Origin of the sequence: Halalkalibacterium ligniniphilum (assembly GCF_000334155.1) — a bacterium.
Classification (GTDB): domain Bacteria; phylum Bacillota; class Bacilli; order Bacillales; family Bacillaceae_D; genus Halalkalibacterium; species Halalkalibacterium ligniniphilum.
Window position 1 is genome coordinate 1 of the sequence record NZ_ANNK01000009.1, and the last position, 12,348, is coordinate 12,348.

10 protein-coding genes and 1 pseudogene are annotated in these 12,348 nt (G+C 44.5%); 10 read left to right on the top strand and 1 reads right to left on the bottom strand.

The annotated features are described in order from the left end of the window. The 8 genes and pseudogenes from BLT_RS21140 to BLT_RS0100945 all read left to right on the top strand — a co-directional run. A pseudogene (locus tag BLT_RS21140) lies at window positions 1-376 on the top strand (acetyl-CoA C-acyltransferase); the annotation flags it as partial. Between the two features lie 45 nt (window positions 377-421). Further along, entirely contained in the window at window positions 422-1,273 is an 852-nt protein-coding gene (locus tag BLT_RS0100915) for a 3-hydroxybutyryl-CoA dehydrogenase (RefSeq protein ID WP_017725956.1), read from the top strand. Window positions 1,274-1,480: 207 nt separating this feature from the next. Beyond that, window positions 1,481-2,623 carry an acyl-CoA dehydrogenase gene (locus BLT_RS0100920; RefSeq protein ID WP_026104914.1) on the top strand — a complete coding sequence of 381 codons (1,143 nt, stop codon included), beginning with the start codon at window positions 1,481-1,483 and terminating at the stop codon, window positions 2,621-2,623. A 12-nt stretch (window positions 2,624-2,635) separates the two neighbouring features. Further along, window positions 2,636-3,778, top strand: coding sequence for an acyl-CoA dehydrogenase (locus BLT_RS0100925; protein WP_017725958.1), 1,143 nt, complete (start codon window positions 2,636-2,638; stop codon window positions 3,776-3,778). Between the two features lie 74 nt (window positions 3,779-3,852). Beyond that, window positions 3,853-4,491: a TetR/AcrR family transcriptional regulator gene (locus BLT_RS0100930; RefSeq protein WP_017725959.1), complete on the top strand. Its 639-nt coding sequence runs from the start codon at window positions 3,853-3,855 to the stop codon at window positions 4,489-4,491. A 3-nt stretch (window positions 4,492-4,494) separates the two neighbouring features. Next, window positions 4,495-7,758: a fused isobutyryl-CoA mutase/GTPase IcmF gene (gene icmF / locus BLT_RS0100935; RefSeq protein ID WP_017725960.1), complete on the top strand. Its 3,264-nt coding sequence runs from the start codon at window positions 4,495-4,497 to the stop codon at window positions 7,756-7,758. A 334-nt stretch (window positions 7,759-8,092) separates the two neighbouring features. Next, window positions 8,093-8,602 carry a DNA-directed RNA polymerase subunit delta gene (rpoE, locus tag BLT_RS0100940; protein WP_017725961.1) on the top strand — a complete coding sequence of 170 codons (510 nt, stop codon included), beginning with the start codon at window positions 8,093-8,095 and terminating at the stop codon, window positions 8,600-8,602. Between the two features lie 241 nt (window positions 8,603-8,843). Further along, window positions 8,844-10,445, top strand: a complete 1,602-nt coding sequence (locus tag BLT_RS0100945) for a CTP synthase (RefSeq protein ID WP_017725962.1) — start codon at window positions 8,844-8,846, stop codon at window positions 10,443-10,445. A 280-nt stretch (window positions 10,446-10,725) separates the two neighbouring features. Here the strand turns inward: BLT_RS0100945 and BLT_RS0100950 are convergent, their stop codons facing one another. Next, window positions 10,726-11,256: a DUF2529 family protein gene (locus BLT_RS0100950; RefSeq protein ID WP_017725963.1), complete on the bottom strand. Its 531-nt coding sequence runs from the start codon at window positions 11,254-11,256 to the stop codon at window positions 10,726-10,728. A 188-nt stretch (window positions 11,257-11,444) separates the two neighbouring features. Here BLT_RS0100950 and BLT_RS0100955 point away from each other — a divergent pair, with 188 nt between their 5' ends. Next, window positions 11,445-11,852, top strand: coding sequence for a response regulator (locus tag BLT_RS0100955; protein ID WP_017725964.1), 408 nt, complete (start codon window positions 11,445-11,447; stop codon window positions 11,850-11,852). 271 nt (window positions 11,853-12,123) lie between these two features. Continuing rightward, window positions 12,124-12,348, top strand: a 225-nt coding sequence (locus tag BLT_RS21145; RefSeq protein WP_035425291.1) for a class II fructose-bisphosphate aldolase, incomplete at its 3' end; no start/stop codon positions are given.

Genomic DNA, 12,348 nt, shown 5'->3' on the forward strand with positions numbered 1-12,348 from the left:
CAAGCCCTTGGCTACGATTATTGCTCATACAGCTCTTGCCATTGAACCAAAGGACTTTCCAAAAACACCGGGACTTGTGATCCAGCAGCTGCTCGAGAAAACAGGGAAATCTGTTGCTGACATTGATCTGTTTGAAATCAATGAGGCTTTTTCAGCTGTTGCCCTAGCAAGCAGCCAAATTGCGAGCCTTGACCCTGAAAAAGTAAACGTTAACGGTGGTGCCGTTGCTCTAGGACACCCGATCGGGGCAAGTGGTGCGCGCATTCTTCTCACGCTTGCCTATGAGCTCAAGCGCCGGGGTGGAGGCCTTGGCATTGCCGCCATTTGCAGTGGTGGAGGTCAAGGGGATGCTGTTTTACTCGAAGTAGAAGGGTGAGCGAAATAGAGAGAAGGAACGCGGTAAAAGGAGGCGTATAAAAAGATGAACATCCAAACAGTCATGGTTGTCGGAGCAGGACAAATGGGCTCAGGCATTGCACAGGTTCACGCGATGGCAGGCTTTGACGTGATTTTGCATGACATGAAGCAAGAATTTGCCGAAAAAGGGTTAGGAACGATTGATAGGAACCTTGACCGCCAAATGACAAAGGGGCGGATGACGGATAAAGAGAAAAACGACATTTTAAGTCGGATTCATCTAGCAACAGAGCTTGAAATTGCTAAAAAAGCTGACATCATCATCGAAGCAGCCATTGAGAGCATGGACGTGAAAAGCTCATTATTTGCAAAGCTTGATGAAATCGCGCCAACCCATGCCATTTTAGCGACCAATACTTCTTCTTTACCAATTACGGAGATTGCTGCAGCTACGAAGCGGCCAGAGCGCGTGATCGGCATGCATTTTATGAACCCAGTACCCGTGATGAAGCTTGTTGAGATCATTCGGGGCTTGGCTACAAGTGACGAGGTCTATGAAGCTGTGGAATCACTTTGCTACAAGCTTCATAAAACACCTGTTGAAGTGAATGACTTTCCTGGCTTTGTCTCCAACCGCATCCTCATGCCAATGATTAATGAGGCGATTTATACGATTTATGAAGGGGTTGCAACACCAGAAGCCATTGATGAGGTGATGAAGCTTGGAATGAATCACCCAATGGGACCGATTACTCTTGCTGACTTTATTGGACTCGATACATGTCTTTATATTATGGAAACCCTCCATGAAGGGTTTGGTGATGACAAATATCGTCCGTGTCCGCTACTGCGTAAATATGTAAAAGCTGGATGGCTTGGAAAGAAATCAGGTCGTGGCTTCTACGTCTATGACTAACGGGCAATTTGCACTCACAAAAACAATCATGATCGTTTGCTGATCCCGAATGGATGAAAACGAGTTCGTAAGGGAATGATGAGCAACATTTTAATGAAGGGGTGTGAGCGATACGCTTCCTGCTTTGTCAACTTGAAAGCCCCAGCCCCTTTTAATAAAAAAAGTGATGCTTGGCTTGCTAGTACAACAAAGAGAGGTGAAAACGCCATGAATCTTAGGTTTACTGACGAGCAAGAAATGATGAGAAAAATGGTGCGGGATTTTGCCAATGAACAAATTGCCCCGTTTGTCGCAGAAATGGAAGAAAACGATACCTTTCCCCGCGACATCGTCAAAAAAATGGGGGAGCTTGGGCTGATGGGGATTCCGATTCCTGAACAATATGGTGGAGCGGAAATGGATTTTACCTCTTATATTCTTGCCATTCATGAGCTGTCTAAGGTGAGTGCAACCGTCGGCGTCATTTTATCAGTTCATACGTCAGTTGGTACAAACCCAATCCTTTATTTTGGGACCGATGAACAAAAGAAGCGGTTGATTCCTAAGCTCGCAACAGGTGAATATTTAGGCGCGTTTGCATTAACTGAACCAAGCTCTGGCTCAGACGCGGGAAGCTTGAAGATGTCAGCAAAACGACAAGGGGACAGCTATCTTTTAAATGGAACAAAGGCGTTTATCACGAACGGAGGAGAAGCGGATACTTACATCGTCTTTGCTTCCACTGATCCGAGCTTAGGGACAAAAGGAATTAGTGCTTTTATCGTTGAAAAAGACACACCAGGCTTTCAAATCGGGAAAAAGGAAAAGAAAATGGGGCTTCACGGCTCGAATACGACTGAGCTCATTTTTGAAGATGCTTGTGTTCCGGTCACGAACCGTCTTGGCGAAGAAGGAGAAGGCTTTAAAATCGCCCTAGCCAATCTTGAAGTCGGACGAATTGGCATTGCAGCACAAGCGTTAGGGATTGCAGAAGCTGCCCTTGAGGCAGCAACTACCTATGCGAAGCAGCGAAAGCAATTTGGCAAAGCGATCGGATCTCAGCAAGGAGTTGGTTTTAAGCTTGCAGATATGGCGACAAAGGTAGAGGCAGCAAAGCTACTTATCTATCAGGCGACACAATTGCGAGAGCTGGGAAAGCCTTGTGGCAAGGAAGCATCAATGGCAAAGCTGTTTGCCTCAAGGACCGCCGTTGAAGTAGCGATTGAGGCACTCCAAATATTTGGTGGCTATGGCTACACAAAAGAGTATCCTGTTGAGCGCTATTTCCGCGATGCGAAAGTCTGTGAGATCTATGAAGGAACAAGTGAAATTCAACGACTGGTCATTCATAAGCATCTCGCAATAGATTAAGGGGGAAATCGCATGAACTTTTTATTAACTGATGAACAAGAGATGATTCGTAAAATGGTGCGAGATTTTGCAAGAAATGAAGTCGCACCTACAGCCCATGAACGAGACGAGGAAGAACGATTTGATCGTCAAATCTTTGATAAGATGGCCGAGCTTGGCTTAACGGGCATCCCTTGGCCAGAAGAATATGGAGGGATCGGGGCAGATTATCTTAGCTATGTCATTGCAGTCGAGGAGCTCTCCCGTGTATGTGCATCGACGGGCGTCACCCTTTCTGCTCATCTCTCCCTTGCAGGCTGGCCAATCTATAAATTTGGAACAGAGGAACAAAAGCAAACCTTTCTCCGTCCTATGGCGGAAGGGAAGAAAATTGGAGCATATGGCTTAACGGAGCCAGGCTCAGGCTCAGACTCAGCGGGGATGAAGACAACAGCTGTCCTTGATGGCGAGGAGTATGTGTTAAACGGGACAAAGATTTTTATCACAAACGGGGGCATTGCGGACATTTATGTCGTTTTTGCAGTAACCGATCCTGAAAAGAAGCATAAGGGAGTGACCGCTTTTATCGTTGAAGCAGACACACCAGGCTTTTCGGTTGGCAAAAAAGAAAAAAAGCTCGGGATTCGCTCTTCGCCGACGACAGAGATTATCTTTGAGGACTGCCGCATTCCAAAGGAAAACAGGCTTGGAGAAGAAGGGGAAGGCTTTAAAGTGGCGATGATGACATTAGATGGAGGACGTAACGGGATTGCCGCTCAAGCTGTAGGAATCGCTCAAGGGGCATTAGATGCTGCGGTCGCGTATTCAAAAGAACGAAAGCAGTTTGGGAAACCGATCGGTGCACAGCAAGGAATCGCCTTTAAGCTTGCGGATATGGCGACAAAAATTGAAGCAAGCCGCCTGCTCACGTACCAGGCTGCATGGCGTGAAAGCGAAGGTCTTTCCTACGGGAAGGAATCGGCCATGTCGAAGCTGTTTGCCGGAGATACAGCGATGGAGGTAACGGTTGAAGCCGTTCAAGTGTTTGGCGGGTACGGCTATACTAAGGATTATCCTGTTGAGCGGTATATGCGGGATGCGAAAATTACACAAATTTATGAGGGAACGAATGAAATTCAGCGGCTTGTTATTTCAAAAATGCTGTTGGCTGACTAAAAATTCGGTACAATGTATCGTAGATTGCCTTGTATCGTAGGCGCTCAATTTACGACAGGGAAAGAGGTTAACCCATGTTGAAAAAGAAAGCAGTACCTTCAATGGTCAAAGACCAGCAGCTGATTAAAAAAAGACGTGAGCAAATGATCAAAGGGGCCGTACGCCTTTTTATTGAAAAAGGGTTTCACCGCACGACGACAAGAGAAATTGCGAAGGAATCCGGCTTTAGCATCGGTACACTCTATGAATATATTGGTTCGAAGGAGGATGTCCTCTATTTAGTTTGTGATGCCATTTATGAAGAGGTACGCGATCGGTTGCATCAGCAAATCGATACAGACAAAACAGGGCTTGAACGGCTAAAAAAGGCCATTGCTGCCCTTTTCCACGTCATTGATGAAATGCAGGATGAAGTTCTCGTCATGTATCAGGAGGCGAAATCGTTGCCGAAGGAAGACCTTCCGTATGTGCTCCAAAAGGAAGTGGAGATGACCGAAATGATGGAGGAGGTCATCTATGCTTGTATTGAAGAAGGTGTCCTTGATCTGTCTGAACAAGAAATTAAGCTTCTTGCCAATAACATTCTTGTTTCTGGTCATATGTGGACCTTTAGACGATGGGTGATGCAAAAGCTTTATACATTAGAGGAGTACACAAAGCTACAAACGGAGCAGCTATTAGCCGGTGTGACACAAAAAACGAAGGAGGGATAGTTGATGGGAACGGTAGCCCAGTACCGCCCGACGCACCACGTTCGATTTGTGACAGCATCAAGTTTATTTGATGGACATGATGCATCCATCAACATTATGAGACGAATTTTGCAAGCGAGCGGGGCCGAGGTGATCCATCTTGGCCATAACCGCTCTGTTGAAGAGGTTGTAAGCGCTGCCATTCAAGAGGATGTTCAAGGGATTGCTATTTCTTCTTATCAAGGAGGGCACGTGGAATATTTTAAATACTGCTATGATTTGCTCCAAGAGAAGGGGGCAGGCCATATCCGTATTTACGGAGGTGGCGGAGGGGTGATTACACCGCCTGAAATACGCGAACTCCACACCTATGGCATCGCCCGGATTTTTTCACCTGAGGATGGCAGGCAAAGCGGTCTTCAAGGCATGATTAATCAGATGCTAAAAGAGTGTGATTTTCCAACAGTAAGGGAGCTGAAGGATGAGGTAAGTCAGCTGCAGGAAAAAAACATTCGTGCTGTAGCCCGTTGCATTACGCTTGCTGAGCAGCATACAGCGCTGCAAAAAAAGACGGCAGCGACCCTTGAGTCAAGCTTAGCACAAGTGAAGGCTCTCGCTTCTGAGGTTCCTGTGTTAGGCATTACAGGAACAGGTGGAGCAGGGAAAAGCTCCTTAACCGATGAGCTCGTGCGACGTTTTCTTAATGAATTTGAAAGCAAAACGGTTGCCATTTTATCGATTGACCCAACGAAACAAAAAACAGGGGGTGCATTGCTAGGTGACCGAATTCGCATGAATGCGATTCATTCGCCCCGTGTGTTCATGCGGAGCCTTGCCACAAGAGGGTCGCGGACGGAGATTTCCGAGAGCATTCGTGAGGCCATCGATGTGGTAAAAGCGGCAGGCTACGATCTCATCATCGTTGAGACAAGCGGCATTGGTCAGGGAGACGCAGAAATTGTTGAAATTGCTGATGTGTCCTTGTACGTCATGACGAGTGAATATGGGGCGCCATCCCAGCTTGAAAAAATTGATATGATCGATTTTGCGGATCTGATTGCGATTAATAAATTTGATCGAAAGGGCTCAGAGGATGCCCTTCGTCATGTGCGAAAGCAATACCAACGAAGCCGCAATCGCTTTGAAGAGCCGTTAGAAGCGATGCCCGTCTATGGGACGATTGCAAGTCAATTTAATGATTTGGGCACCAATACGCTTTTTGCCGCCATCGTGAATACGATCAATGAAACGTGCAATAAAGAATGGGTCACTTCGATTGAAACGAGCCATGAAGTCGTCAAACAAAATGTGATCATTCCACCTGAGAATATTCAGTATTTACGGGACATTGTTCTAACGGTCCGGCAATACAAACGCTTTACAGAAGAGCAGGTAACGGTTGCTAGGAAAATCTATCAAATTGAAGGGACGCTTGCTGCCCTAGATGAGCACGGGGCAAAAAGCGAGGATATCCTCACCCAGCTCCACCAGACAAAAGAGATCTATGAGCAAAAGCTACACCCTGAGTGCAAAGCGATTCTAGATAACTGGGAAACGTTAAAAAAATCGTACGCAGGGGATACCCTCGTGAGTAAGGTTCGCGACAAAGAAATTGTGACTGAATTGACAACGGAAAGCTTAGCGGGTCTCAAAATTCCGAAAATCGCGTTGCCGAAATATGAAGACTGGGGCGAAATTTTACGTTTTTCAATGCTCGAAAATGTGCCAGGTGCGTTTCCTTATACAGCAGGTGTTTTTCCGTTTAAACGAAAGGGCGAAGACCCGAAGCGCCAGTTTGCAGGGGAAGGAACACCAGAGCGGACCAATCGTCGTTTTCATTATTTGTCAAAGGATGACGAGGCAAAAAGGTTAAGCACTGCCTTTGACTCGGTCACCTTATACGGAGAAGATCCAGATTACCGCCCAGATATTTACGGAAAGGTTGGCGAAAGCGGTGTGAGCATTTGCACCCTTGATGACATGAATAAGCTTTTCGCCGGTTTTGATTTGTGTGCCCCGTCCACGTCTGTGTCCATGACTATTAACGGGCCTGCCCCCATTATTCTCGCCATGTTTATGAATACGGCAATTAACCAGCAGCTGGAGCGGTTTGCAGAGGAGACAGGGCGCGAAGCAACCGAAGAAGAACGGTTGGAACTGAAAGCAAAAACATTGTCCACCGTCCGAGGAACGGTTCAAGCAGATATTTTGAAGGAGGACCAGGGACAAAATACGTGCATCTTCTCGACAGAGTTTGCTTTACGAATGATGGGCGATATTCAAGAATATTTCATTGAAAACAATGTTCGAAATTATTATTCCGTGTCGATTTCTGGCTATCACATTGCGGAAGCTGGTGCGAATCCAATCAGCCAGCTTGCTTTTACCCTTGCGAATGGCTTCACCTACGTTGAATATTATTTAAGCCGCGGCATGGACATTAATAAGTTTGCACCAAACCTCTCCTTTTTCTTTAGCAATGGACTTGATCCTGAATACACTGTCATCGGCCGGGTTGCGCGAAGAATTTGGGCGACGGTGATGAGAAATAAATACGGAGCCAATGAGCGCAGTCAGAAGCTAAAATACCATGTGCAAACATCAGGACGTTCCCTACATGCCCAAGAAATTGATTTTAATGATATTCGCACGACACTACAGGCGCTTATGGCGATTTATGACAATTGCAACTCGCTCCATACGAATGCCTTTGATGAAGCCATTACGACACCGACAGAACAATCTGTACGCCGGGCGATGGCGATACAAATGATCATCACAAAGGAATTAGGACTCGCGAAAAATGAAAATTCCTTACAAGGCTCCTACATTATTGAAGAGCTCACGGACCTCGTGGAAGAAGCAGTGCTCAAGGAGCTTGAACAGATAAATGACCGGGGTGGGGTTCTCGGAGCGATGGAAACCCAGTACCAACGAAGCAAAATTCAAGAGGAATCGATGTTCTATGAAATGAAAAAGCATAGTGGTGAGCTACCGATTATCGGCGTGAACACCTACATGAACCCGAACCAAACGACAGAAGAAGAATTCAATATGGAGCTTGCCAGGGCGACAAGGGAGGAGAAGGAACAGCAAATTGTGAACCTTCGCGCGTTCCAAGAACGACACAAAGCTTCTGCCCCTGTCGCGCTAAAACAGCTTCAAGAGACAGCCGTCAAGGGTGGAAACATCTTTGCTGAATTAATGGAAACAGTTAAGGTGGCGAGCCTTGGGCAAATTACCTCGGCTCTCTATCAAGTGGGTGGTCAATACAGACGGAACATGTAAAAAGAAGGGTAGAGCTTTTCGAGAGGAGGAGGCGAAAATGCTCGCTTCCTTATCTTGACTAATCAGAAAGCATAAAAATCATAATAGCTATCTGAACGAAAAGATCCGAACGTACGATCGCTTACTCAGTCAACACGAGAGGAAGAAAACAAGAATGGTTTTCTTATTCATCATCAAATGTGGGTCATAACGCTCGGTAAGGCTGTAAGATGATCGATCTTTCGGATCGAACTAGCATAAACTGAAAAAATGTGTTTATAATGAATCGTATGATTTCCAGTTGTTGAAAACATAAACAAATGAGAATGATAGATGATCGTGAAAGGAAGTGCTCATGGTGAGTTTGCAAGCAATGAAAAAAGAAGATATTCAAGAGCTATCCATGATCGAGATTGCTTATGCCCTTATGAAAGAGGAGCGTCAGCCGTTCGATTACCTTGAGTTAATTAAGCGAGTAGCAGAATTAAAAGGCATGACGGAAGAACAAATGAATGCTCGAATGGGATACCTTTATACCGATTTAAACATTGATGGTCGTTTTGTTACGTTAGGTGAAAATCGTTGGGGCCTTAAGAGCTGGTATCCACTTGAGCATGTGGAAGAAGAGTATACACCAGCACCTAAGAAGAAAGCGAAAGCAGTCGATGAAGAGGATGATTTCATTGAAGATGACTTCGAAGAATATGAAGAAGACGATTATGAAGATCTGGAAGATGAACTTGATGAAATCTCCAATGAAGAAGATGAAGACGACGAGGATGAATTCGATGATACCGACGATCTTAGTGACTATGAAGACGACGAGGATGAATTCGAGGACGAGACGGACGACGACTTAAAATAAGGACAGAACAGTCTTGACTTCTTGTCACAATCTAGGTAGAATCATTTTTGGGCTAAAGAATTTCATAAATGTATAATTAATGAACGTTGTATATAAAACAAAAGTGTGCCCCCTGTTAAAGGGTGAGGTGTCACTTTTGTTTTTTTGTTTTTACATCCTATATGGACCCTGTATTCTTAGGGACTTAGATAAGCAAGAACAAATCTGTTGATGGTGGATAACTAAAGGAGTCGATAGAACTATGATAACAAAGTATATTTTTGTAACAGGCGGCGTCGTGTCTTCATTAGGTAAAGGGATTACGGCAGCTTCCCTTGGACGTCTTTTGAAAAACAGGGGCTTAAAGGTAACCATTCAAAAATTTGATCCATACATTAATGTTGATCCAGGGACAATGAGTCCTTATCAGCATGGGGAAGTATTTGTCACAGATGATGGTGCGGAAACGGATTTAGACCTTGGACACTACGAGCGCTTTATCGATATCAACTTAAATAAAAACAGTAACGTAACAACAGGAAAAATTTATTCAACGGTATTGAAAAAAGAACGTCGTGGTGACTACCTTGGCGGAACGGTTCAAGTCATTCCTCATGTGACGAACGAAATCAAAGAACGTGTCTTTCGTGCAGGCCGTGAAACGAACGCTGATGTCGTTATTACTGAAATCGGCGGAACGGTTGGGGATATTGAAAGCCTGCCGTTTTTAGAAGCTATTCGTCAGATCAAAAGCGACATCGGTGTAGACAACGTTATGTACATCCACTGTACACTCATACCATACTTAGCAGCTGCAGGGGAAATGAAGTCAAAGCCAACACAGCATAGTGTAAAAGAACTGCGTAGCTTAGGGATTCAGCCGAACGTCATTGTTGTTCGTACGGAGAAGCCAGTTCCGCAAGACATGAAAGAAAAAATTGCGTTATTCTGCGACATTAATAAGGATGCGGTGATTGAAGCTCGAGATGCAGATACTCTTTATCAAGTACCGCTCGATTTACAAGCACAAAACCTTGATGACATCGTTTGTGATTACTTGAAGCTGTCATGCGGACAAGCGGATATGGATGAATGGAAAGCATTAGTTGAAAAAGTAACCCATTTGTCCGAAAAAACAACGATTGCCCTTGTTGGTAAGTATGTTGCTCTTCCAGACGCTTATTTGTCTGTAGCAGAAGCATTAAAGCATGCAGGATATGCTTATGATTCCGACATTGAGATCAAATGGGTGAACTCAGAAGATGTGACAAGTGATAACGTCAAGGAGCTCCTTGAAGGAGTGGACGGTATCCTTGTTCCAGGTGGATTTGGAGATAGAGGGATTGAAGGGAAAATTACAGCCATTCAATATGCTCGGGAAAACAACGTGCCATTCCTTGGAATTTGCTTAGGGATGCAGCTGGCATCGGTTGAATTTGCTCGAAACGTATTAGGCCTAGAAGGCGCTAACTCGGCTGAACTAGATCCTGAAACAAAATACCCAATTATCGACCTTCTCCCAGAGCAAAAAGATGTAGAAGATATGGGTGGCACACTGCGCCTTGGTCTTTATCCGTGCAAGCTTAAGCCAGGTTCAGTGGCAAACGCTGCGTATGAAGAAGAAGTGATTTATGAGCGTCATCGTCACCGATATGAATTTAACAATGAGTACCGTGAGCAAATGGAAGCGAAAGGCTTTGTGTTCTCAGGGACAAGCCCAGATGGCCGCCTTGTTGAAATCATTGAGCTCAAAGATCATCCATATTTCATTGCTTCACAATTTCATCCAGAATTTGTTTCAAGACCAACGCGTCCACAACCATTATTCCGTGAATTTATTCGGGCATCATTAGAAAACCGATAAAAAGAGGCATGCTTGGGCGCAGGGCGGTGTGAGCGACACGCAACTTGCTTCTTCAGCTTGAAAGCTCCGCCCCTTTTCCAGATAAATGCCTAAATTGGCTGCTCTTTGTGTATGGAATAAAGTAAGCACGTTAGGAAACGTTGAGCACCCTATAATGAAGGCGGTGTGAGCGACACGCAACTTGCTTAACTTCAACTTGAAAGCTCCGCCCCTTTTCCAATATATTAAAAAGAGGATGATCGCTAAGGATCACCCTCTTTTTTGTTCATTATATAGAACTTTATTCATACTCAGCTAAAATATCTTTCGTTGTTAAATAAAGACAAAAGTATGCATATAAAGCTACAAGCGTAGCGGGATAGCCAATTCTTGAGCCGTCGTCAGTTGGAACGAGGCTTGCTTGTACATTCAGATTTAAATGAAGATCAACAATGTCAGAAAGTTGTTCATCATCCGTTTCTCTAACCGTTGAAGCGGCAATAATCATGGCTCCCTTTGCTGATAGCTCCTTAGCGAGGCGAATTGCCTCTTGGTCGTTAGAAAACCGGCTGAAAAGAAGGAAACGGTCTTGGGCGGTCCAGGGAGCCATTTGCCCATCTGAAAAAAGAGGCTGAAGCCGAGGGAGACGCTCGTTTCCAAGTGTAGCCTCTGCTGTAACGGCAGCCATTTCGCCGATACCATGAATATAGAGCTGCCCTTCGCCCACTAGCGCCTGAGCGAGCATTCGCGCTCCGTCTTCAAGTGCAAGCTCTTCCTGTTCTTTAAACTGGTTCAATAAACCTGAGAGCTGGGTCGTAAAAATTTGAATCATTAAATAATGCCTCCTCTTTTTCTTGTGCTAACTGGAAAGTATAGTGTTTTACGCAAAAAAAGGCAATGAAGGGGGCACAGGTTTTCGACAAAAATGTCGAACGATTTTTCCTATATATCTAGAGGAAAAGGAGGAGAACCGGTCTTTATAACGAATACCTTTTTATTGGGGGAAAGAGGGTGAGCGAAATGGATACGGTTAATGACTTCCTTACACAAATAGAAGGAGTGACGAACGTGAAAAAGATATTAGTCGTGGATGATCAATATGGAATTCGTGTACTATTAAACGAAATTTTACAAAAAGATGGGTACACTATGTTTCAAGCAGCAAATGGTGTTCAAGCTCTTACGATTGTAGAAGAAGAAGCACCTGACCTTGTGCTTTTGGACATGAAAATCCCTGGAATGGACGGTCTTGAAATCTTACGTCGCACAAAAGAGATAAACCCTGACATTGATGTGATTATGATGACCGCATATGGAGAATTAAATATGATTAATGAAGCGATGCAGCTTGGGGCGGTCACACATTTTGCGAAGCCTTTTGATATTGATGATGTACGGGCCGTCATCAAAGAAAATTTGAAAGTTTAACGAAAAATTCAGCAAAAACCCAGAAAGCGTTTGCATAAAAAAGCTTGACTTTCTCATGTTTTTTTGCATGAATTTGAATTTTAGTATGCTATAATAGACTCGTTCAAACTAATTGGAGCGAACGGTCACTTTTGTTGTGGACATTTTACATACGGTAAGTTAGGTGCATAAGTTCACCAGATTACGGGAAAATTGTACGATGTATACGCTTGGAAGCTCTGTTAGATGGAACGTACGTTTGATGATTTGCTTACATGAAGGAGGAAATATGATGCCTTTAGTATCAATGAAGGAAATGCTTGAAAAAGCAAAGGCAGAAGGCTATGCTGTCGGTCAATTCAATCTTAACAATCTTGAGTTTACCCAAGCGATTTTACTTGCAGCGGAAGAAGAGAAATCCCCTGTTATTTGTGGTGTTTCTGAAGGAGCAGCACGTTACATGGGTGGATTTAAAACCGTTGTGAACATGGTAAAATCTTTAATGGAAGAGTACAAC

Coding starts and splice junctions, on each gene's coding strand:
- rpoE (WP_017725961.1), top strand. CDS start 8,093: ATGGTGAGTTTGCAAGCAATGAAAAAAGAAGATATTCAAGAGCTATCC.
- BLT_RS0100925 (WP_017725958.1), top strand. CDS start 2,636: ATGAACTTTTTATTAACTGATGAACAAGAGATGATTCGTAAAATGGTG.
- BLT_RS0100930 (WP_017725959.1), top strand. CDS start 3,853: ATGTTGAAAAAGAAAGCAGTACCTTCAATGGTCAAAGACCAGCAGCTG.
- BLT_RS0100915 (WP_017725956.1), top strand. CDS start 422: ATGAACATCCAAACAGTCATGGTTGTCGGAGCAGGACAAATGGGCTCA.
- BLT_RS0100950 (WP_017725963.1), bottom strand. CDS start 11,256: ATGATTCAAATTTTTACGACCCAGCTCTCAGGTTTATTGAACCAGTTT.
- icmF (WP_017725960.1), top strand. CDS start 4,495: ATGGGAACGGTAGCCCAGTACCGCCCGACGCACCACGTTCGATTTGTG.
- BLT_RS0100920 (WP_026104914.1), top strand. CDS start 1,481: ATGAATCTTAGGTTTACTGACGAGCAAGAAATGATGAGAAAAATGGTG.
- BLT_RS0100945 (WP_017725962.1), top strand. CDS start 8,844: ATGATAACAAAGTATATTTTTGTAACAGGCGGCGTCGTGTCTTCATTA.
- BLT_RS0100955 (WP_017725964.1), top strand. CDS start 11,445: ATGGATACGGTTAATGACTTCCTTACACAAATAGAAGGAGTGACGAAC.